20 protein-coding genes are annotated in these 21,747 nt (G+C 72.1%); 9 read left to right on the forward strand and 11 right to left on the reverse strand.

Annotated elements, in window-relative coordinates; genetic code table 11:
• Positions 1-30: 30 nt before the first annotated feature.
• Complete coding sequence (locus tag ACIO3O_RS14960; protein WP_401745883.1) at positions 31-1,137, reverse strand: glycoside hydrolase family 6 protein; 1,107 nt, start codon at positions 1,135-1,137, stop codon at positions 31-33.
• A 528-nt stretch (positions 1,138-1,665) separates the two neighbouring features.
• On the opposite strand from ACIO3O_RS14960, the gene ACIO3O_RS14965 reads away from it, so the two are divergent.
• A complete protein-coding gene (locus ACIO3O_RS14965) occupies positions 1,666-2,307 on the forward strand; it encodes a DUF5995 family protein (protein WP_401745885.1) in 642 nt (213 codons plus the stop codon).
• Between the two features lie 30 nt (positions 2,308-2,337).
• Here the strand turns inward: ACIO3O_RS14965 and ACIO3O_RS14970 are convergent, their stop codons facing one another.
• The 4 genes from ACIO3O_RS14970 to ACIO3O_RS14985 form a co-directional block, all read right to left on the reverse strand.
• Positions 2,338-4,032 (reverse strand): flavin monoamine oxidase family protein, encoded by a 1,695-nt coding sequence (locus ACIO3O_RS14970; protein ID WP_401745385.1) that lies wholly within the window; start codon positions 4,030-4,032, stop codon positions 2,338-2,340.
• Between the two features lie 57 nt (positions 4,033-4,089).
• Positions 4,090-4,920 carry a carbon-nitrogen hydrolase family protein gene (locus ACIO3O_RS14975; protein WP_401745387.1) on the reverse strand — a complete coding sequence of 277 codons (831 nt, stop codon included), beginning with the start codon at positions 4,918-4,920 and terminating at the stop codon, positions 4,090-4,092.
• A gap of 638 nt (positions 4,921-5,558) precedes the next feature.
• Positions 5,559-6,014, reverse strand: coding sequence for an Lrp/AsnC family transcriptional regulator (locus ACIO3O_RS14980; protein WP_189827842.1), 456 nt, complete (start codon positions 6,012-6,014; stop codon positions 5,559-5,561).
• An 18-nt stretch (positions 6,015-6,032) separates the two neighbouring features.
• Positions 6,033-7,505, reverse strand: a complete 1,473-nt coding sequence (locus ACIO3O_RS14985) for an amino acid permease (RefSeq protein WP_401745389.1) — start codon at positions 7,503-7,505, stop codon at positions 6,033-6,035.
• Between the two features lie 386 nt (positions 7,506-7,891).
• Here ACIO3O_RS14985 and ACIO3O_RS14990 point away from each other — a divergent pair, with 386 nt between their 5' ends.
• From ACIO3O_RS14990 to ACIO3O_RS15025, 8 genes are all read left to right on the forward strand, one after another.
• Positions 7,892-9,007 (forward strand): GDSL-type esterase/lipase family protein, encoded by a 1,116-nt coding sequence (locus tag ACIO3O_RS14990; RefSeq protein ID WP_401745391.1) that lies wholly within the window; start codon positions 7,892-7,894, stop codon positions 9,005-9,007.
• A gap of 154 nt (positions 9,008-9,161) precedes the next feature.
• Positions 9,162-10,043 (forward strand): STAS domain-containing protein, encoded by an 882-nt coding sequence (locus tag ACIO3O_RS14995; protein ID WP_401745393.1) that lies wholly within the window; start codon positions 9,162-9,164, stop codon positions 10,041-10,043.
• Positions 10,040-10,456, forward strand: coding sequence for an STAS domain-containing protein (locus ACIO3O_RS15000; protein WP_401745395.1), 417 nt, complete (start codon positions 10,040-10,042; stop codon positions 10,454-10,456). Before ACIO3O_RS14995 ends, ACIO3O_RS15000 begins: the two co-directional genes overlap by 4 nt.
• Positions 10,440-10,898, forward strand: coding sequence for an anti-sigma regulatory factor (locus ACIO3O_RS15005; protein WP_401745397.1), 459 nt, complete (start codon positions 10,440-10,442; stop codon positions 10,896-10,898). Before ACIO3O_RS15000 ends, ACIO3O_RS15005 begins: the two co-directional genes overlap by 17 nt.
• Positions 10,898-12,082 carry a SpoIIE family protein phosphatase gene (locus tag ACIO3O_RS15010; protein WP_401745399.1) on the forward strand — a complete coding sequence of 395 codons (1,185 nt, stop codon included), beginning with the start codon at positions 10,898-10,900 and terminating at the stop codon, positions 12,080-12,082. The genes ACIO3O_RS15005 and ACIO3O_RS15010 overlap by 1 nt, the downstream gene beginning before the upstream one ends.
• Positions 12,079-13,344, forward strand: coding sequence for a PP2C family protein-serine/threonine phosphatase (locus ACIO3O_RS15015; RefSeq protein ID WP_401745400.1), 1,266 nt, complete (start codon positions 12,079-12,081; stop codon positions 13,342-13,344). The genes ACIO3O_RS15010 and ACIO3O_RS15015 overlap by 4 nt, the downstream gene beginning before the upstream one ends.
• Positions 13,341-13,775, forward strand: a complete 435-nt coding sequence (locus tag ACIO3O_RS15020; RefSeq protein WP_401745402.1) for an STAS domain-containing protein — start codon at positions 13,341-13,343, stop codon at positions 13,773-13,775. The genes ACIO3O_RS15015 and ACIO3O_RS15020 overlap by 4 nt, the downstream gene beginning before the upstream one ends.
• A 67-nt stretch (positions 13,776-13,842) precedes the next feature.
• Positions 13,843-14,226 carry an ATP-binding protein gene (locus ACIO3O_RS15025; protein ID WP_401745404.1) on the forward strand — a complete coding sequence of 128 codons (384 nt, stop codon included), beginning with the start codon at positions 13,843-13,845 and terminating at the stop codon, positions 14,224-14,226.
• Between the two features lie 124 nt (positions 14,227-14,350).
• On the opposite strand, the gene ACIO3O_RS15030 is transcribed toward ACIO3O_RS15025, so the two are convergent.
• From ACIO3O_RS15030 to ACIO3O_RS15055, 6 genes are all read right to left on the reverse strand, one after another.
• Positions 14,351-15,217, reverse strand: a complete 867-nt coding sequence (locus ACIO3O_RS15030; RefSeq protein WP_401745406.1) for an RNA polymerase sigma factor SigF — start codon at positions 15,215-15,217, stop codon at positions 14,351-14,353.
• A 203-nt stretch (positions 15,218-15,420) separates the two neighbouring features.
• Positions 15,421-16,077 carry a response regulator gene (locus tag ACIO3O_RS15035; RefSeq protein WP_401745408.1) on the reverse strand — a complete coding sequence of 219 codons (657 nt, stop codon included), beginning with the start codon at positions 16,075-16,077 and terminating at the stop codon, positions 15,421-15,423.
• Between the two features lie 115 nt (positions 16,078-16,192).
• Positions 16,193-17,635, reverse strand: coding sequence for a GuaB1 family IMP dehydrogenase-related protein (locus tag ACIO3O_RS15040; protein ID WP_401745410.1), 1,443 nt, complete (start codon positions 17,633-17,635; stop codon positions 16,193-16,195).
• A gap of 238 nt (positions 17,636-17,873) precedes the next feature.
• Complete coding sequence (locus tag ACIO3O_RS15045) at positions 17,874-18,887, reverse strand: sugar-binding transcriptional regulator (protein WP_401745887.1); 1,014 nt, start codon at positions 18,885-18,887, stop codon at positions 17,874-17,876.
• A gap of 162 nt (positions 18,888-19,049) precedes the next feature.
• A complete protein-coding gene (gene rpe, locus ACIO3O_RS15050; protein ID WP_401745412.1) occupies positions 19,050-19,736 on the reverse strand; it encodes a ribulose-phosphate 3-epimerase in 687 nt (228 codons plus the stop codon).
• A gap of 517 nt (positions 19,737-20,253) precedes the next feature.
• Positions 20,254-21,738, reverse strand: a complete 1,485-nt coding sequence (locus ACIO3O_RS15055; RefSeq protein WP_401745414.1) for an RsmB/NOP family class I SAM-dependent RNA methyltransferase — start codon at positions 21,736-21,738, stop codon at positions 20,254-20,256.
• Between the last annotated feature and the right edge of the window lie 9 nt (positions 21,739-21,747).

Here is a 21,747-nt window from a genome sequence, read left to right on the forward strand (position 1 = left end):
GGGACGGGCCCGTGAACGTACGAGAAGGCGTCAGCCGCGCGCCAGCTCGGCCGCGTAGTCGGGCGTGAAGCTCCCCGCCGCCCCCTTGCACCCGTCCGACTCACCGGGAAGCTTGACCCACAGGTAGGCGTCGATCCGCGCCTCCCCGGTACGCGTCGTCGGCGGACGGCCCAGCGCCCGCCCGTCGGGGTCGCACCACTTCCCCGCCTCCGGCGCCCCGTTCCCGTTGCGGCTGGTGTCGATCACCGCGCCGAGGGAGGACGGCCCGCCGAGTGCCGCGAGGACCCGGCGCGCGTAGGCGACCTCGTCGGCCGTGCGGTGGAAGTTGGAGACGTTGGTGAAGATGCCGTCGCTGCTGGTCGCGGCGTCGGCCTGGCGCAGGAAGCCCGCCATCTTGGAGGCCGCGTGCCACCCGGAGTGCCCCGCGTCGAAGTACACGCGGGCGTTGGGGTTGGCCGCGTGGATGGCCTTGCCCGCCCGGGACAGCGCCCCGAAGCGGTTGGCGCGCTGGCCGTCGTCGAGGCAGTCGGTCTGGGCGATGGAGTCGGGTTCGAGGATGACGATGACGTCGCCCTTGCCCAGCCCTGCGGCGAACTTGGCTATCCAGGAGTCGTACGCGTCAAAGCTGGGCGCACCGCCCTGCGAGGCCCCGCCGCAGTCCCGCTCGGGGATCGCGTACGGGACGACCACGGGGACGCGTCCGGCGGCCGCCGCGCCCGAGGTGACATCGCGCACCCTGCTGGTGATGGTGCCCGGGTTGTACTCGGCGAACCAGACCGCGGCGGGCTGGGCGGCGATCTTCGACTGGATGAGCTGCTGGCGCGGGTCGCCCCGGTTGGCGCGTACCCAGTCCAGGACCTGGGAGTCCGGGTGCAGGTAGAGGTTGCCGGAGACGGCGGCGCTCTGGCTGCGCGGCGGCTTGGCCTTCTTCGCGGGTTTCTTCGCCGCCTTCTTGGTCGCCGACGGGCTGGGCGACGGCGAGGTGGCGGACGGGCTGGGCACCGCGGGCAGGGGCGGTACCACGGGTGCCCGTGTCACGTCGGGTATCGCGGTGGAGCGCTCGCCCTCGCCGGAGGTCGCGGAGACCACTCCGGCGACGCCGCCGACGGCGACCACGGCGGAGGCGACCACGGCCATCGCGCCGCGCAGCGCGGAAGTGTTCACACGTTTGTCGTCCTGGGCGCCCCGGGTACCCCGGCCGCCCCGGCGAGCGGCCCTGCGGGAGGCCGCCCGGCCGACGGTGACCACCGGTTCCGTACCGTCCGCACCGCCGGCGTCCCGCGTACCGCCGGACACCTCCGTGACGTCTGCTGCGGGCGTCTCGCCCGCCGGGCTGCTCGTACCGCTGTCGGTACCGCCGCCACTCCTACTGCCGTGGGCCCCGTGCCGTCCTTCGGCACGACCCCTGCGGCGCTGGCCCGGTATGCCTGACACCGTGACTCTCCCCCTTTCCCCCGGCACCGGAGGCGTTCCGTTCCCTCGTTCTGGGGAAGCCCCGGCCCGGCTGCCTCGTGCACGCTCCGCGACTGGGACGCTGCCCCCATGTCACAGATCGAGCACTTCACACACTTCACAGTTGAGAGGGACCGTACACGGCCCACGCACCCGCGCACCGCACGGTCGGCCCCAAAAACCCCAGGAATCCCGGGGTCCGTGCACTCCGTGATGGAGCGGATGCGGACGGTCCGTGAAGAGTGGCCCGCGAGCGACGGGGTCGCGGTCTTCAACCGGGTGTATCTCACAGTGACGGAGGAGGTCTCCCGGCAGATCGATGCCGGACGCTTCCCCGATCCGGGTGCCGCGGCCACCCTCGACGTGTTGTTCGCGGAACGTTATCTGGCGGCGGTCGACGCGACGGCCGCGGGACGGCGGCCGCCCGCGTGCTGGCGGCCGCTGTTCCAGTACCGCAGACACCCGGGGGTGCGGCCCCTGCAGTTCGCGCTCGCGGGGATCAACGCGCACATCGGGCACGACCTGGCGCTGGCGGTCGTCGACACCTGTGAGGCGCTGGAGTGCGGGCCCGCCGAGGTGGAGGCGGCCTTCGACCGGGTCGGCGAGACGCTGGTGGCGCTGGAGGAGCGGATCAGGGAGGAGCTGATGCCGGGCCCGGACCTGCTGGAGATCGCGGACCCGCTCACCCATCTGATCGGTACGTGGAGCCTGGAGCGGGCCCGGGACGCGGCGTGGGCGGCGGCCCGGGTGCTCTGGGGGCTGCGCGAACTCCCGGATCTGGGGCGGGAGTTCGCGCAGCGGATGGACGCGGGGGTCGGGCTGGTGGGGAGGTGCCTGCTGACCCCGCTGCGGTAGCCGCCGGGGGAGGCCCGGCCGTACGGGGACTCAGTCCTCCGGCAGCTCCACCGGGGCGATCTCGTCGTACACGTCGCCCGGACCCGGGTTCGTGCCGTCCGTGGTGCCGCCGAAGTGGTGCATGACGCCCCAGACCGCGTTCAGCGCGGTCTGCACGGCGCCCTCGGCCCAGCCCGCCGTCCAGGAGATGTCGTCGCCCGCGAGGAAGATGCCGCGCTTGTCCTCGGGGAGGCGGTCCTGCATGAAGTGGGTGAACAGGCGGCGCTGGTAGCGGTAGTGGCCCGGCAGGTTGGCCTTGAACGCGCCCATGAACCAGGGCTCGTTCTCCCAGGACACGGTCACCGGGTTGCCGATGATGTGCTTGCGGATGTCGACCTTCGGGTAGATCTCGCCGAGCGACTTGAGCATGACCTCCATCCGCTCCTGCGCGGTCAGCGGCAGCCACTTGAGGCTGTCGTCGCACCAGGTGTAGGAGAGGCAGATGGTGGCGGGCTTGTCCGGGCCGTCGTCCAGGAGGTACGTGCCCCGGGTCATCCGGTCCGTCAACGTCATCGACATCACGTCGCGCCCGGTCTCCTCGTCCTTGTCCAGCCAGAACGGCCGGTCGACGGGCACGAAGAGCTTGCTCGACTCCATGTAGTGGGTCCGCTCCATCGCCGTCCAGTGGTCGATGGGGAACAGCGAGTCGTCACAGTCGATCTTGGAGAGCAGCAGCCAGGACTGGGCGGTGAAGATCGCCGCCCGGTAGGTGCGGATGTCGCCGGAGGAGTCCGTGACCGTGATCCGGTTCCCGGCCGTGCGGTTCAGGCGGGTCACGGCGGGCTTCGGGTCGCCGCCGTGCAGCGACTTCAGCGAGGTGCCGAGCGGCCAGTGCACCAGCTTCTGCGGTTCGCGTTCCCACAGCCGGACCGGCAGCTGCTGGCTGCCGCCCTCGATGCCGCGGTGGTGGTCGTCGGCCTCGGTGTAGACGACGCGCAGGATCTCGAGGATGGAGTTCGGGAAGTCGGTGTCCCAGCCGCCCGTGCCGAAGCCGACCTGGCCGAAGATCTCGCGGTGCCGGAAGGACTTGAAGGCGTCGGAGTCGCAGAGGAAGCCGTAGAAGGTCTGGTTGTCGAGCTTCTCGACGAGCCGGGCCCAGATCTCGCGGATGCGCGGGACGTCGCGCTCGCGCATGGCCTGGTTCATGTCGGAGAAGTCGGCGCCCTCCTCCAGGCAGGCGTTCCAGGCGGCGGCGACGTCGCGGTAGACCTGCGGGAGGTCGGCGACGGTCTCCGCGTAGTGCGACTCGCCCTTGAGGTCGACGACGGTGGACGGCGTCTCGGGGGCGAGCGGGTTCGGGAACGGCTTGGTGGTGAGCCCCACCAGGTCGATGTAGTGCTGGAGGGCGGTGGACGACGGCGGGAAGCGCATCGCGCCCATCTCCGCCGTCAGCCCCTCCGTGCTGGGCCCGTCGAAGCCGACGGTGCGCAGGCGGCCGCCGATCTGGTCGGCCTCGTACACGACGGGCTTGAGGCCCATCTTCATCAGCTCGTACGCCGCGACGATGCCGGACAGCCCGCCGCCGATCACCGCGACCTCACTGCCGTGCTCGGCCGCGGGTATCTGGCCGAGGCCCGCCGGGTGGGCGAGGAAGTCGTCGTACGCGTACGGGAAGTCCGGACCGAACATGGTGATCGGCGGCTGCGCGTCGGTGTGCTGGACGGCGGTGGGCACCGTGGACGTCATGGGGTACGGACTCCTTGCGGGGGCGGAACGGGGGAAGAAGAGCGGGGGGCGGACCGGTCAGGCCAGCGAGCCGTAGAGGCCCGGGCGGCGGTCGCGGAGGTACGGATTGGTCTCGCGCGAATCGCGCAGCAGGGCGGCGTCGACCTCGCCGAGGACGAGCTCCTCACCGCGCCCGGCACGCACGCGGGTGGCCCCGTCGGGACTGGCCAGGCAGCTCAGCCCGACGAACTCGAAGGCCTCGTCCCCCTCCCCCTCCGGACCCGTCCGGTTGACGTACGCGATGTACATCTGGCTCTCGAAGGCGCGGACCGGCACGAGGGACTCGGCGACGAACTCGAAGGGGTGCATCTGCGCGGTCGGCACCAGCAGGAGGTCGGTACCGGCGAGGGCGTGCGCCCGGACGTTCTCCGGGAACTCCACGTCGTAGCAGATCATCAGCCCGAGCTTCAGCCCGTCCAGCTCCGTCTGCACGACGGGCTGCTCACCAGCGACAAACACGTCCTGCTCGAACCCGCCGAAGAGGTGGGTCTTGCGGTAGTTGGCGCGGCGGGTGCCGGTAGCGTCGATGAGCTGGGCGGAGTTGAAGACGCGGTCGCCGTCGCGCTCGGGATAGCCGTAGTGGATGGCCACGTCATGCCGGGCGGCGATCTCCGCGACGGCGTCGGCGCCCTCGCCGTCGGCGCTCTCCGCCAGCCGGTGGACGGCGTCCTTGCCGATCGCGTACCCGGTCAGGAACATCTCCGGGCAGACCAGCAGCCCTGCTCCGGCCTCGGCGGCCCGCCCGGCGGCCTCGTCGAGGACCTTCAGGTTCGTGGCCACGGAGCCGGGACGCCCGGAGCTCTGGAGCAGGGCGATGCGCAGGGGCTGCGCGGGCGGGGACGACGGCATGGGGGACCTCGGGCGGGTGCGGAAGGGGGGTGGGGAGGACGTAATGACGGTACGGTCCGTCGATCACCCCGGACAAGGCACGACCGTTGCGGACCAACCGTTGATCCATTGCGTACGGGGGCCTTGCGGCGGCGATTCGTTGCGTAGGGGCTTTGATGCGGGGCGGGGCCCTTCAGGGGCGCGGGGGGGGACCGGGGGGGGCGGGAGACCGGGGCCCCTGGAGGGCCGTGCCCCGTCAGGGGCGCGGGGAACTGCGCGAGCAACCACGACTCGCCCGAACGGAACCGTGCAATTGCCCCGCGGGTTTAGGTGAAGGGGCGGGGCTGGGGACCCCTTGCCCCGGCGGGGCAGAGCTGCGCCTGTCCAACGCCGGGAGGCGGGCCGGAGCCCCCTTGGACGCGCACCCGGTGTCGGGGCGGAGCCGGGGGCGGCACCGGGCTGGGCCGGGAGCGGGAGGGGCCGCCCCCTTGCCCGCCCGTCCCGCCCCCGGGGGGGGCGGCCCCGCCGCCCAAGGGGGCTGCGGGAAGGGGAGGAGGGCGGCCCCGCCGCCCGGGGGGGGCTGGGGGGAAGTGGGGAGTGGGCGGCCCCGCCGCCCAAGGGGGCTGTGGGAACGGAGGGCGGAGCCCCAGGGGGGCCGGCTACGCCGGGGAACCCGAGGAGTACCTCCGCAGCAGCGGCGACAGCACCAGCACCGACTTCGTCCGCTCCACAAACGGCTCGCCCGCAATCCGCTCCAGCACCCGCTCGAAGTGCCGCATGTCCGAGGCGAAAACCTGAACGATCGCGTCCGCCTCACCGGTCACGGTGGAGGCGGACGCGATCTCGGGATACCGCTCCAGGCCACGGTTGATGGCCTCCGGCGACGTATTGCGACGGCAGTAGATCTCGATGAACCCCTCGGTCTCCCACCCCAGCGCCGCCGGGTCCACCCGGACCGTGAAGCCCGTGATGGCCCCTTCGGCGCGCAGCCGGTCGACCCTCCGCTTCACTGCGGGAGCGGAGAGCCCGACCAGGGAGCCGATGTCGGCATACGAACGGCGGGCGTCCGCCGCCAGGGCGTGGACGATTCGCTCGTCGAGATCGTTGAGTCGCACTGCGGGTCGTTCACTTTTCTACGCGTCTGCGGAAACCTTCTCCGGCGCGCCCTTCGCCAGCTGCGAGTGACGAATGCCGTACCCGAAGTAGAACACGAGACCGACGACCATCCAGATTCCGAAGTACACCCAGGTGGCGGTTCCGAGCCCGAACATGTTGTAGACGCAGAAGATGAAGCCCAGGATCGGGAAGACCGGGCCGAGCGGCACCTTGAAGGTGCGCTTCATGTCCGGGCGCGTCCGGCGCAGGATGATCACCGCGATGTTGACCAGCCCGAACGCGAAGAGCGTACCGATGCTGGTGGCGTCCACCAGGTTCCCGAGCGGGATCGCCGCCGCCAGGATCCCGCAGAAGAGGGACACGATGATCGTGTTGATCCTCGGCGTGCCACTCTTGGCGTTGACCTTCGAGAAGGCCTTCGGGACCAGCCCGTCGCGGGACATCGCGAAGAGCACACGGGTCTGGCCGTACATCACGGCCAGCACGACGCTCGCGATGGCGATGACCGCACCGGCGGCGAGCAGGGTGCCCCAGAAGGCCTGCCCCGTGACGTCCTTCATGATCCCGGCGAGCGCGGCCTCCGAGCCCTCGAAGCCCTTCCAGTTGCGGGCGCCGACGGCGACGGCCGCGACCAGGACGTACAGCACGGTGACGATGAGCAGCGAGAGCATGATCGCGCGCGGCAGGTCGCGCTGCGGGTTCTTCGCCTCCTCACCGGCAGTGGAGGCGGCGTCGAAGCCGATGTAGGAGAAGAAGAGCGTGGCACCGGCGGCGCCGACGCCCGTCATGCCCAGCGGCATGAAGTCGGCGTAGTTGCCGGACTTGAAGCCGAGGAAGCCGATCACGCAGAAGAGCAGCAGCGTGCAGATCTTCACCGCGACCATGATCGTGTTGGCGCGGGCCGACTCCTTGGCCCCGCCGAGCAGGAGGAACATGGCGAGGAGCACGACGATCAGCGCGGGGAGGTTGAAGACGCCGCCGTCGCCGGGCGGTGCGGACAGGGCGGCGGGGATGGTGACGCCGATCGTCCCGTCGAGGAACTCGTTGAGGTACTCGCCCCAGCCGACGGCCACCGCCGCCACCGAGACGCCGTACTCCAGGACCAGGCACCAGCCGCAGATCCAGGCGATGAATTCGCCCATCGTTGCGTACGCATACGAGTACGAGGACCCGGAGACCGGGATGCTCCCCGCGAGCTCGGCGTACGAGAGGGCCGAGAAGAGTGCGGTGAGACCGGCGATCACGAACGAGATCGTGACGGCGGGACCGGCCTCGGGGACGGCCGTGCCGAGCACGACGAAGATGCCGGTGCCGAGGGTGGCACCGATGCTGATCATCGTCAGCTGCCACATGGAGAGCGTGCGCCGCAGCGAGCCGCCCTCACCCTGGCCACCCTCGCTGACCAGCCGCTCGACCGGCTTGCGCCGCCACAACGGGTTGCCGGGGGACGCCGGGGGGACGGCGGTTGGCGGTGCGCCTTGGTCCAACACGGGGGTGGCTCCTTCTGCTGCCTCATCGGGCGGCGGGCGACCGCGGCGGTACCCCCGAAAGGCACGGCGAAGCAGCCGAGAGCTCGGGGACCGCCGAGCAGGCGGTCCCCGCCACTCCACGTACAGCGGTGAAGCCTATGAGGTGTCAGTTCCCGGTCGTAATGCAGCAACCTTGCGCATCCACGGATGATCATTGCGTGCAACGGCCGGTGGCGGCGGTTCGTTGCGCCCCCTTTTTCGATTTCCCTTTTGTCCGGTACGTCGTCCGGACCCGGAGGGAGCCTCCGCGAGAACCCTTTGCGCACTCATGTTCGGGGCTTTGCCTGGGCAGGGTGTCAGGAACGAACCGAGGGAACACCCCGGGGCGCGAACCGAGGGAGGCGCCGATGACCTGGCTGGACGCCGGGCCGTTTCTGCGCGGGGTGGCCTGGCGCGACGAGGACGGTTTCCCGCTGCGGGCGAACCCCGCCGACCTGGACCGGCTGCCCTGGGACGTCCTGGAGCGCGCCCGGGTGCCGGTCGGCGTCACCCTGGAGTTCCTCGCGTACGAGACGGAGGACGGGACGGAATCCGGCACGAAGACCGGGACGCAGGCCGGCACGAAGACCGGAACGCAGGCCGGCACGAAGACCGGAACGCAGGCCGGCACGAAGTCCAGGACGCAGGCCGTGGAGATACGTTTCCGCGCCGAGCCCGGAGAAGTCCCGCACGCCTTCGGGCTCTGGGCGGGAGGCGAGCAGCTCACCGAGGTGCTCGCCGACCCGGTGCCGGGCGAGACGACGGTGACCGTCCCGCTCCCGCCCGGCCGGGGCCCGTTCACCGTCCACCCGCCCGAGACCCAGTCACCCCGCCTGCTCGGGATACGGGCCCTGGGCGGTCGCATCGCCCCCGCCCCGCCGCGCCCCCGCTGGGTGGTGCACGGCGACTCCATCACCGAGGGCTGGTGGTCGACGCGGCCCGCGCACGCCTGGCCCGCCGCCGCCGGGCGCCTGCTCGGCCTGGAGCCGGTGAACCTGGGGCACGCGGGCGCGGGGCGCGCCGAGCTCGCGGTGGCACAGCAGATCGCCGCACTCCCGGCGGACGTCCTCACCCTCGCGTTCGGCACCAACTGCTGGGGGCGCGCCCCCTTCGACGTCCCGCTGCTGCGCGCGACGATGCGCTCCTTCCTCGCCCTCGTGCGCCGTGGCCACCCGGACACCCCGCTCCTCGTCGTCTCCCCCGTGCTGCGCCCCGCCGCCGAGGACGCCCCGAACACGGCCGGCGCGACCCTGGGCGCGCTGCGCACCGCGCTGGAGGACGTCGTACGGGAGGAGGCGGCTGCCGGGGACGGGCGGCTGGCCCTGCTGCCGGGGCTCGGACTGCTCGGCCCCGACCGCCTCGCCGACGGGCTGCACCCCGACGACGCGGGGCACGCGCTGATCGCGGCGGCGGTGGCCGAGGCGCTGACCAAGCTGCTGGCGGACGCCGGGCTGCCGACGCATGGTTCGCGACGGGCGGGGTAACCGGGGCCCCGTGGGCTGCGTGGTTCGGGCCGTTCGGCCGAGGGGACTAGCATCGTTCGGCCGAAGAGCCGGACAGGTTCGGTCGAGGGCCGGACAGCGGGCAGCCCGGGCAGGCTGCCGCCCGGTCAGCGATGCCAACGGCGAGAGGTGAGGGTTGAGTACCAGCGAGACCACCGTGCGGGACCGTCTTCGGGACGCCCTGCGCGAACGGGAGCAGGAGATCGCGGATCGCTGGGTCCGGCTTCAGCGGGAGCAGTCGGCCCCGGGCGCCGACCTGGGCGAGCGCGAACTGCGCGAGGAGGCGGGCCTGCTGATCGCCGCCCTCGGCGCGGGTCTCGCCAGTGACCTGCCGGTCGAGCGGCTCGTGGCCTCCCAGCACGAGCTGCGCAGAACGGTCATAGAACTGTCACTGCGCCGGGCCCGCGCGGGCGCCACGCCCACGGCGACCTCGCTCGCGGTGCTCTCCCTCAAGGAGGCGCTCCTGGAGGCGGTGCAGCACACCACCCGCGACGCGAACGAGCTGTTCCGGGCGGCGGTGCTGGTCAACCGGCTGCTGGACGCGGCGGGCGCACTGTCCTTCGAGACGTACGTGGAGGGCCGCGAGGAGATCATCCAGCGGCAGTCGCGGCAGCTGATGGAGCTGTCCACGCCGGTCGTGCGGCTGTGGCACCACGTCCTCGCGGTCCCGCTGATCGGCACCCTGGACACGGCCCGCACCCAGGTGGTGATGGAGAACCTCCTTCAGGCCATCCAGGACAACGAGGCCCAGGTCGCCATCATCGACATCACAGGCGTCCCGACCGTCGACACCGCCGTCGCCCAGCACCTGATGCACACGGTGTACGCGGTACGGCTGATGGGCGCGGACTGCGTCGTCTCCGGCATCCGGCCGCCGATCGCGCAGACCATCGCCCAGCTCGGCATCGACCTGTCCACCATCCTGACCCGCTCCACGCTGGCCGACGCACTGGCCGCCGCGGTCCGCCTGACCGACCGGACCCCGGTCCCGACGCCGTACGCACCGGCGGGTCCGTGAGTACCCCCTACCCGCGGGACGGCGGGGTGCCGATCCTGCGGCTCGGCGACGTCCTGGTGACGGGTCTGCTGAACGAGCTGGACGACAAGTCGGCGCTGGCCTTCACCGACGAGCTGACGGAGCGGATCGTCGCCGACGCGGCACGCGGCGTACTGATCGACATCTCACGACTCGAACTCATCGACTCGTTCGTGGCCCGTACGCTGATGGAACTCACCACCACGGCACGGCTGTTGGGCGCCCGGGTGATCGTGGCGGGCATGCGGCCCGCCGTGGCGATCACCCTGGTCGAACTCGGCCTGCGACTGACCGGCGTGGAGACGGCCCTCAACGCGGAGGCGGGTCTCGTCGCGCTGGGCTGGCAGCGCATGCCCCAGCCCTCTGGGGAGGCCTCTCGTGACGCTCTACGATGAACAGCTCACCCGAGGCGCGCACCCCGAGCAGGGTGCCGCGGGCGACTCGGCGACGTACCAAGTCGCCACCGAGGAAGACCTCCTGACGGTCCGTCATGCGGTGCGGGCGGCCACCGTCGAGGCGGGCTTCGGCCTGGTCGACCAGACCCGCATCGTCACCGCCGCCAGCGAACTGGCCCGCAACGCCTACATCCACGGCGGGGGCGGCAGCCTCAGCGTGGAGCAGGTGCGCGACGGCGGGCGCACCGGTCTGCGGCTCACCATGCGCGACGAGGGCCCCGGCATCCCGGACCTGGAGGCGGCCCTGACCGACGGCTACACCACCGGCGCGGGCCTGGGCCACGGCCTGGGCGGGGCGCGGCGGCTGATGCACGAGTTCTCGGTGCACAGTCACGAGGGCGAGGGCACCACCGTCGTCGCCACCCGCTGGAACGGCCGCTGATGCGCGGCGGCGACGCGGCCGCATCGCCCGGCCCGGCCCCCGGAACGCCGGATCGCGGCACCCCCGGCCCGACCGGGGGCCGCGCCGCGCCGCCCTCCCCCGCCGCCGTCCGCATCCGGATCGACCACTACAGCGCGGTCCACCTGGCCGCCGCCACCGCCCGCCGGATCGCCGTGGACAGCGGGCTGCCGGGGGCGCTGCCCGACCGGGCGGCGGTCCTCGCCAGCGAACTGGCCAGCAACATCGCCAAGCACGCGCAGGACGGCTCGGTGTTCGTGCAGCCGCTGCCGCTGCGCCCCGGCGTGGAGATCACCGCCGTCGACCGGGGACCCGGCATCCCCGACCTGGACGCGGCCCTCACCGACGGCTGGACCACCACGAGGACCCTGGGCTCGGGCCTCGGCGCGGTCCGCCGCATCGCCTCCGACGTCGCTCTGCGTACGAAGCCGGGCGCGGGCACCCTGATCTGCGCCCGCATCGCCGCCCCCGGGGCCCCGCCGCCCCCGGGCCCCGACCTGGCGGCCCTCTGCCTGGCGCTGGAGGGCGAGCGCGGCTGCGGCGACGGCTGGGCGGTCGCCGACGCCGAGGACGGGCTGCGCACGGTCGTGGTGGTGGACGGCCTCGGGCACGGCGAGAGCGCCGCGGAGGCCGCCGACGTCGCGCTGCGCGCGTTCCGCCGCGACCCCGAACTGCCGCTGCCCGAGCTGCTGTTCGCCCTGGACCGGGCGCTGCGGCACACCCGGGGCGCGGCGGTGGGGCTGCTGCGGCTGCGGCCCGACGGGGACGCCGACCACTGCTCGGTGGGCAATGTACGGGCCCAGACGGTCGGCTTCGACGGGGTGCGCTCCCGGGTGACCGGGCAGCCGGGGGTGGTCGGATGGAACATGCCGGGCCCGAGGGTACGGCGGATCGCGGTGCCGCCGGGCTCGACGCTGGTCCTGCACAGCGACGGCATCGACCCGCGCTGGACGCACGACCCGTCCCCGTTCCTGCTGCGGCTGCCGCCGCCCCTGCTGGTGGCGGCCCTCGCCCACGACTTCCGTCACATCCGCGACGACGCCACGGTCCTCGCGACCGGTGCACAGGCAACGACCGATGCACGGCCAACGACCGGTACCCCGACCCCGACCGACGCCCCGCCCCCGCAGAGCGGCCCCACCCCCGCTCCGAAGAGAGACGCATGATCCCCCACAGCACCACCCACCACTCCCTGCCCGGGCTGCGCACCACGCTGCGCCGGCTCGCCCATCAGCTGGACCTGCCGGTGGAGCAGCGTGCCCGGCTCGCGCTGGCGGTGACGCAGGTGGCCGCGGGGGAACTGGGCGCGGGCCGCTCCGTCACCCTGCACGCCGCCCAGGAGGACGACCCGAAGGAGGACGGCGGGTCGGTGCTCACCGTGCGGCTGCGCACCCCGCTCGCCCCCCGCCCGCCCTCGCTGCAGGACCTCCCGCTGCCCGCCGAACGGCTGCCGGGCACGGCGGCGGTGTGGCGCCTGCCGCACCCCCAGCCCCCGCTTCCGGCGCGGAACAGCACACCGGACAGCACACCGGACAGCGGGACTCCCGGGACGACGGAACTCCTGGAGGAGGAGCTGCGGGCCGCCGTCGCCCGGGCGGACACGCTCGCCGAGGACCACAAGCGCCTCAAGCACGAGCTGGCCGAGACCAACAGCGGGGTGCTGGCCCTCTACGTACAACTGGAGGAACGGGACGAGCAGTTGCGGCGCGCGCACGGACAGATGCTGCGCGAGCTGGAGGACGCACTGCGCCCGTCCCCGGTGCACGTGCCGGGCCTGGAGATGGCGGTGCACTACGAGCCCGCCGGCACCGACGCGCCGACCGGCGGCGACCTCTACGACTGGTTCCTGCTCCCCGACGGCCGCGTCCACATCACCCTCGTCGACGCCCTCGGCCACGGCGTCACCAGCACCCGCAGCGCCCTCAACGTCACCCACGCGGTGCGCACCCTGGCGCTGGAGGGCCACCCGCTGGAGTCGATCGTGGCCCGTACGGACGAGATCCTGCTGCCCTTCGACCGGGAGCTGATGGCGACCGTCCTGCTGGCCAGGATCGATCCGGCGGGCGGCACCTTCTCGCTGGCCAACGGCAGCCACCCGCCCGCCCTGCTGGTCCGCGAGGACGGCAGCGCCGAATTCCGGGAGGTGCGCGGGCGGGGCATCGGCTACCCGCTGCCGGGCAGCGAACAGCTCGTGTACGACGAACTGGCCCCCGGCGACCTCCTGGTCCTCTACACCGACGGCCTCACCGAAAGCCGCCGGGACCCCCGTGAGGGCGAGCAGCGTCTCCTGGAGGCCGCCCGCGCCCACCGCCACCTGCCCATAGAGAAGATCCCCGGCGCGATCGCCGCCGACATGCACACGGTGATCCTGCACCCCGACGACACCGTGGCCCTGACCGTACGCAGAACTCGCGAGGACAGCGCATGAACCGTGACCTCACCCCCGCTCACGACCCCTCCTCCCCCACCGCCCCCTCCCACGACCTCTCCCCGGCCCGTGAACTGACCGTCGCCGTCACCGCCACGGAGGTCCGGGGCCGCGACGCCGGCGTGGTGCTGGCCGTCGCGGGCGACCTGGACTTCGACAACTCGCCCCGGCTGCGCACGGCGCTGAACCGGCTCGCACTGGCCCCCGGCGACCTGCTGGTGATGGACCTCTCCGAGGTGACCTTCTTCGACTCCAGCGGCGTGACGATGCTGGTCATCGCCCGGAAGGTGGCGCAGGCCGCGAGTGCGGAGATCGTCGTCACCGGGGTCACGCCGATGGTGGCGAAGATATTCCGCATCACCGGCCTGGACGAGGTCTTCCGCACCTACGCCGACCCCGCGGCCGCGTTCGCCGACAGCGTGCACAACTGAGCGAGGGCGGAGGCCATGAGCGGGAGATCTCGGGGTAGGCGAGCGGTTGATGACTGAGGAGCCGCCCGTGGTTGTCCTGGATTCACCGCAAGGAGCGCAAGGAGACAGCGCATCCGCCCGAGACGCCGCCGCCGTGTATCTCGCCCAGCACTGTCCCTGGGTCGATCTCGACGCGGTGCTGCTGGTCGTGAGCGAGCTGGTCACCAATGCCGTGCGGCACACGACCGGCTGGTGGCGGCTGCGGCTGCGCGTCGGCAAGGAGCAGCTGGTGGTCGACATGGAGGACTCCAGCCGGGAGCCGCCGGTCCCCCGGGAGCCGGACTTCGCGGGCGGCGGCGGCTTCGGCTGGCACATGGTGCAGCGGCTCGCGGGCCAGGTGGAGGTACGCCCCCTGCCGGACGGCAAGCAGGTGCGGGCAACCTGGTTCCGCCCGGCGGACGCGACCTGCTGACGCGGGCGGCCCGGGACCGTACCGCACTGTCCTGACCGCAGTGCGCACACAACGCGAGAGCAGCACGCACACAACGCAAGAAGGGCCCGGACCCCACCAGGGGGTCCGGGCCCTTCTCCTGCACTCACTCCTGGGTGAGCAGTCCTTCGCGCAGCCGCTTGGTGATGCGCGTCAGCAGCCGGGACACCTGCATCTGGGACACGCCCAGTTCGGCTCCGATCTGCGACTGCGTCATCTCCGCGCCGTACCTCATGCTCAGGATGCGCTTGTCGCGCTCGTCGAGTTCGTCGATGAGGGGCTTGAGCGCCTGGACGTTCTCGACGATCTCCATGTCGGCGTCGGTGTCGCCGAGCCGGTCGGCGAGGGTCTGCGCACCGGAGTCCGCGCCGTCGTCGAGCGGGATGTCGATGGAACCCGCCGTGTAGCCGTTGGAGGCGACGAGACCCTCGACGATCTCGTCCTCCTCCATGTCGAGGTAAGAGGCGAGTTCGCTGGTCGTCGGGGCCCGGTCGAGCTGCTGGAACAGCACGTCGGACGCCTTCGCGAGGTCTATCCGCAGCTCCTGGAGGCGCCGCGGCACGTGCACGGACCAGCTGGTGTCGCGGAAGAACCGCTTGATCTCGCCGACGATGCACGGCATGGCGAAGGTGGCGAACTCGACCTCTCGGGTCAGCTCGAACCGGTCGATCGCCTTGATCAGCCCGATCGTGCCGACCTGGACGATGTCCTCCATCTGGTCGGCGCGGTTGCGGAAGCGGGTCGCCGCGTACTTGACCAGGGCCAGGTTCAGCTCGATCAGGGTGTTGCGGGCGTACTGGTATTCGTGCGTGCCCTCTTCGAGGACTGCGAGCCGGGCGAAGAAAAGCCTCGACAGCTCACGGGCGTCCTTCGGGGCTACCTCCGACGGGTTCGCCACATACGGAAGTTCCTGCTCCGCCGGTGCGGTCTCGGTCACTCCCCGCGTGGTATCCGTCGGGACTGCGGTCGCCATGGACACGGTGTCCTCCCCTTCATCGGTGTATCAGCGCAAGGGCGCGTGTACCCGGAGGGCAGCCCACCATGCATGGTCACGCACCGCTAATTTATTCAACACCACCTTCACATCGCGGATTTACCACCTCCTCCCCCCATCAAGTCGCCCCAAACCGCCCACAGCGGCCTTTCCCCCCAGCGTGTCACGGATGGGGGCCCGCGTCACTCCTCGGGGACAAGTCCCGCTTCGTACGCGAGGATCGCCGCCTGCACGCGGTTCCTGACGTCGAGCCGGGCGAGGATCTGACTGACGTACGTCTTCACCGTGCCCTCGACGACGTGCAGCCGCCGGGCGATCTCGGCGTTGGAGTGCCCGGCCCCGACGAGGGCGAGCACCTCCTGCTCCCGGGCGGTGAGTTCGGCGGTGCGGGCGCGGGCGGCGGTCCGCCTGCCGAGCTGCCCGGTGCCGAAGTGGGCCAGGACGCGCCGGGCGACCGTCGGGGAGAGGTACGCGCCGCCTTCGGCGACGGCCCGCACCCCGGAGATGAGTTCGCGCGGGTCCCCGGACTTGAGGACGAACCCGGCGGCTCCCGAGCCCAGCGCGCTCGCGATGTACTCGTCCTCGGAGAACGTCGTCAGCATCACGACGGCCGCCTCCGGAAGGAGCGTGCGCAGTTCCTCGGCGGCCCGCAGCCCGTCGACCCGGGGCATCCGGATGTCGAGCAGGCACACGTCGGGCCGGTGCTTGAGGGCGAGCTCGACGGCCTCGTGCCCGTCGCCTGCCTCGGCCACGGTCTCGATGTCGTCCGCCGAGGAGAGGATGGCCCGCACTCCGGCGCGCATCATCGCTTCGTCGTCGGCCAGCAGCACCCGGATCACTTCGGCTCCCCCGCATCACGTGTCTGTGTCACCGGAACGCTAACCGCCCCCGGAGAACGGAACGGGCCCGCCTCCCCTGCGAGGGGGAAGCGGGCCCGTACACGGGTGGGACGCGTCAGCTCCAGCTGGCGTGCAGGGGCTTGCCCTCGGCGTAACCGGCGGCGCTCTGCACACCGACGATGGCCTTCTCGGCGAACTCCTCCAGGGAGGCGGCACCGGCGTAGGTGCAGGAGGACCGCACACCGGCCACGATCGAGTCGATCAGGTCCTCGACACCGGGGCGGGCCGGGTCCAGGAACATCCGCGAGGTGGAGATGCCCTCCTCGAAGATCGCCTTGCGGGCCCGGTCGTACGCCGACTCCTCGCTGGTGCGGTTCTTGACCGCGCGGGCGGAGGCCATGCCGAAGGACTCCTTGTACCAGCGGCCGTCGGCGCTCTGCTGGAGGTCGCCGGGGCTCTCGTACGTACCGGCGAACCAGGAGCCGACCATCACGTTCGACGCACCGGCGGCGAGCGCCATCGCGACGTCGCGCGGGTGGCGGACGCCACCGTCGGCCCAGACGTGCTTGCCGTGCTTCTTGGCCTCGGCGGCGCACTCCATGACGGCGGAGAACTGCGGCCGGCCGACGCCGGTCATCATCCGCGTCGTGCACATGGCACCCGGACCCACACCGACCTTGATGATGTCGGCGCCGGCCTCGATGAGGTCCTTGACGCCCTCGGCGGCGACGATGTTGCCCGCCACGATCGGGACCTGCGGGTCGAGGGCGCGCACGGCCTTGACCGCGGCGATCATCGACTCCTGGTGCCCGTGCGCGGTGTCCACGACGAGGGTGTCGACACCGGCGTCGAGGAGCTGCTTGGCCTTGCCCGCGACGTCGCCGTTGATACCGACGGCGGCGGCGATGCGCAGCTTGCCGTTGGCGTCGACGGCGGGGGTGTACAGGGTGGCGCGGAGCGCGCCCTTGCGGGTCAGGATGCCCGCGAGGCGGCCCTCGGCGTCCACGGCCGGGGCGTAGCGGCGGTTGGCCGCGTCCAGCTTGTTGAACGCCTCCCGCGGGTCGATCTCCGCGTCCAGCAGCACCAGGTCCTTGGACATGACCTCGGACAGCTGGGTGAAGCGGTCCACCCCGGCGAGGTCCTGGTCCGTCACGACACCGATCGGCCGCTGTTCGTCGTCCACGACGACACCGGCGTTGTGCGCCCGCTTCGGCAGCAGCGACAGGGCGTCGGCGACGGTCTGGGTCGGGGCCAGCACGATCGGCGTGTCGAGGACGAGGTGGCGGGTCTTGACCCAGGCCACGACCTCGGTGACGACCTCGATCGGGATGTCCTGCGGGATGACGACGAGGCCGCCGCGGCGGGCCAGCGTCTCCGCCATGCGGCGGCCCGCGATGGCGGTCATGTTGGCGACGACCAGCGGGATCGTGGTGCCGGTGCCGTCGGGGGCGGAGAGGTCCACACCCTGGCGGGAACCGACCGCGGAGCGGCTCGGCACCATGAAGACGTCGTCGTACGTGAGGTCGTACGGCGGCTTGAGATCGTTGAGGAAACGCACGCGCGGAACATCCAGTCGTTCGGTGTTGGCCCCGGGGCATTTCAGCCCGGGGGAAAACGCACGTACTTGATTGTCCCACGAACGTCCGGTTTTGCCCCCTCGGCCGATCCTCCAGTCACCACCCCCTCCCCCTGGCCAATGCTCCAAAGCCGTTCCCACTACCGGTACGAGGAAGGGGGCGACCGGCATCACGCCGGTCGCCCCCTTCCTCGTCCGCCCGCAACCCGGCCGGACGGACTCAGTCGTCCGGGTCCGCCCGGTCCAGGGCGGGGCGCGGCGGCGGGCCGCCCGCGCTCAGCAGGTAGTCCGCGGCGGCCGTGTCGGTGACGAGGCTGGTCACGAGCCCGGAGCGGAGCACCGCGTCGATGGCCGCGGCCTTGCGCAGTCCGCCCGCGATGGCGACGACTTCGGGTATGCGGCGGAGCCGGTCGGCCTCGACGGTGATGCAGCGCTCGCCGAGGTCACGGCCGACCCGACGCCCCTGGGCGTCGAAGAGGTGCGCGGACGTCTCGGCGGCGACGCCGAGAGACGCGTAGTGCGCACGCTCCTCGTCCGTCAGCATGTCGTGCACCGTGGAGATCCCCGGCTCCCACGACCCGATGGACACGCACGCCACGGTCACCTTGTCGAAGTACTCGAAGGCGCGGGCGATGCCCGTCTGGTTGCGCAGGGCGGCGGCCGTCGCCGGATCGGGCAGCAGCATCGGCGCGTAGATGGGGTGGGCCTCGCCGCCGGACACCTGCGCGGCCCGCCGGACCGCCTCGACCGAACCGCGCTCGGCGGTCCCCGCGTCGTACACACCGGTGAGCTGTACGACCGTGCACGGCGGCAGGTGATGCAGGGCGGCGGCCATGTGGATCGTCGACCGACCCCACGCCAACCCCAGCACGTCCCCTTCATTCACCAGCTCACCGAGCAGGTCGGCGGCGACCTCACCCAGATTCTCCGGATCGGGAGCATCGTCGGCCGCATCCGCCGGGGACTCCACCACGACCGCGTGCCGCAGCCCGTACCGGGCGCGCAGGGCGTCGGAACGCTCCGCGTCCAGTTCGGCCGGGACGCGGATCTCGATCCGTACGAGATCGCGCTCCAGGGCGGTCTCCAGCACCCGGGCCACCTTGAAGCGGCTGACGCCGAACTCCTCGGCGATCTGGATCTTGGACTTGCCCTCCAGGTAGAAGCGGCGGGCCATGGCCGCCGCCTGCACCAGTTCAGCGGGTCCCATCCGCATGGCCGACCGGCCCGCTGACATCGCAGACACCGCGATCTCCTTAACCTTGGTTCACTTTCACACAATGGTTCGTCGTTCATCCTGTCAGATGTGACGGACCTTGATCAGCCCTGTGGGCCCACGTTCATTTTGCCGTCTTATTACTGTGCCCGCCCCGATGCTGCGCGGACTCTCAACGGACTCTCAGTGGGCGCAGGCCCAGGGAGCCTTCGCGGTGGCCTCGTCGGCCTGGTGGCGCAGCATGCGGACGGCGGCGGCCGGGTCGTCGGTGTTGTACACGGCGGACCCGGCCACGAACACATCGGCCCCGGCCTCGGCGCAGCGCTCGATGGTCGACGCGGAGACCCCGCCGTCCACCTGGAGCCACAGCTGGAGCCCGTGCTTGGCGATCAGCTGCCGCGTACGGCGGATCTTCGGCAGCATGATGTCGAGGAACGACTGCCCCCCGAATCCCGGCTCAACCGTCATGATCAGCAGCATGTCCAGCTCGGGAAGCAGGTCCTCGTACGGCTCGATGGGCGTGGCGGGCTTGAGCGCCATGGAGGCGCGGGCGCCCTTGGCGCGGATCTCACGGGCCGTACGCACGGGCGCCGCGGCCGCCTCCGCGTGGAACGTCACGGACCCCGCACCCGCCTCCACATACTGCGGAGCCCAGCGGTCCGGGTCCTCGATCATCAGGTGGCAGTCCAGCGGAATGTCCGTGGCCCGGCTGAGCGACTCCACGATCGGGACGCCGAGGGTGAGGTTCGGGACGAAGTGGTTGTCCATGACGTCGACATGGAGCCAGTCGGCGCCCTCGACGGCTTTGGCCTCGTCGGCGAGCCGGGCGAAGTCCGCGGACAGGATGCTGGGATTGATCTGCGCTGCCATGCCCCAAGACTGCCATGCCGCCCACCACTTCACGGACGGGGCGGGCCCGTTGGGCACGCGGGGCCGCACTCGATCTGCCGCTCGGGCGCGCCTCTTCAGGGGTGCGGGTCTGCACTCGCCCTACCGCTCAGACGCGCCCCGTCAGGGGCGCGGGGCCGTACCCGATCTGCGGCTCCGCCACGCTGGGCGCCCCGTCAGGGGCGCGGGGAACTGCGCGACCAGCCACCCACTCACCCGCACGGTAACCGTGCAATGGCCCCGCGGGTTTAGGTGAAGGGGCGGGGCTGGGGACCCCCTTGCCCCGGCGGGGCAGAGCTGCGCCTGTCCAACGCCGGGAGGCGACCCCAGGGCCCTGGTGGTGACGTGCACCCGGTGTCGGGGCGGAGCCAGGGGCGGCACCCGGGTGGGCCGGGAGCGGGAGGGGCCGCCCCCTTGCCCGCCCGTCCCGCCCCCGGGGGGCGGCCCCGCCGCCCAAGGCGGCTACGGGGAAGCGGGGAAAGGGCGAGCCCAAGTCCCCCTACGCCACCCGCCTCAGCACCGCCAGGTACATCGCATCCGTCCCATGCACATGCGGCCACAACTGCACATCAGGCCCCTCCCCCAACGCCGAAACCCCCGGCATCAGCGCCCTCGCGTCCACCCACTCCACCTCGAAGGGCTCGTTCCCCGCCCCGCGCCCCCGGATCACGTCGTCCACGACGGTCCGCGTCTCCGCCAGGTGCGGCGAGCACGTCGCGTACCCGACCACACCCCCGACCCGTACGGCCTTCAGCGCTTCCCGCAGCAGCCCCCGCTGCAACGGCGCGAACCCCTCCAGGTCCTCCGGCCGACGACGCCACCGCGCCTCCGGCCGCCGCCGCAGCGCCCCCAGCCCCGAGCACGGCACGTCCATCAGCACCCGGTCGAAGGTCCCCGGCAGCCACGGCGGCCTCGTGCCGTCGGCCGCGATCACCTGGTACGGCCCCGGGTTCCCGGCCAGCGCCTGCTCGACCAGGCGGGCCCGGTGCGGCTGCTTCTCGGAGGCGAGCAGCACCGCCCCCCGCTCGGAGGCCAGCGCCGCGAGCAGCGCCGCCTTTCCGCCGGGGCCCGCACAGCCGTCGAGCCACCGTTCGTCGCGGCCCTCGACGGGCGCGTTCGCGAGGGCCGCCGCGACGAGCTGGCTGCCCTCGTCCTGGACTCCGGCGCGCCCGTCCCGTACGGCGTCCAGCGCACCCGGTTCGCCGCCCTCGGCCATCCGTACCGCGTACGGCGACCAGCGCCCCGGCAGTCCGGACTCCTCGCCCAGCACGTCCAGCAGCTCATCGGTCGTGGAGCGCCCCGGACGGGCGACCAGCGTCACCTCGGGTCGCTCGTTGTCCGCTTCGAGGAGGTCCTCGATGCCCGCCCGGCCGCCGCCCAGCGCGTCCCAGAGCGCCGAGACGATCCAGCGCGGGTGCGAGTGCACGACGGCGAGGTGCTGCTCGGCGTCCTCGTCGTACGGCGGAGCGACCTGCTCCACCCACGCGTCCAGGTCCTGCTTGGAGATCTTGCGGAGCACCGCGTTGACGAACTTCGCCCGCCCCTCGCCCAGCACCAGCCGCGCCAGGTCCACGCTGGCCGAGACGGCCGCGTGGGTGGGGATGCGGGTGCCCAGGAGCTGGTGCGCGCCGAGTGCGAGCACGTCGAGGACCGGCGGGTCGACCTCGCGCAGCGGCCGGTCGATGCAGGCCGCGATGATCGAGTCGTACGTTCCCTGGCGGCGCAGCGTCCCGTAGACCAGCTCGGTGGCGAGCGCGGCGTCGCGGCCGTCGAAGCCCTCATTCTTCTCGCGGGCCTTCTTCAGCAGCGGCGGCAGCACCAGGTTGGCGTACGCGTCCCGCTCGTCGACGGCGCGCAGGGCCTCGAAGGCGAGGAAGCGGACGGGGTCCTTCTCCGGCTTGCGATGCGGCTTGTACGGCTGCTTGCCCTTGCTCGGTGCGCCCTGCTTGCGGGGGCGGCTCTGCTGGGACTTCTGGTCGCTCAAAAGGTGCTC

It is taken from the genome of Streptomyces sp. NPDC087440 (genome assembly GCF_044744005.1).
Classification (GTDB): domain Bacteria; phylum Actinomycetota; class Actinomycetes; order Streptomycetales; family Streptomycetaceae; genus Streptomyces.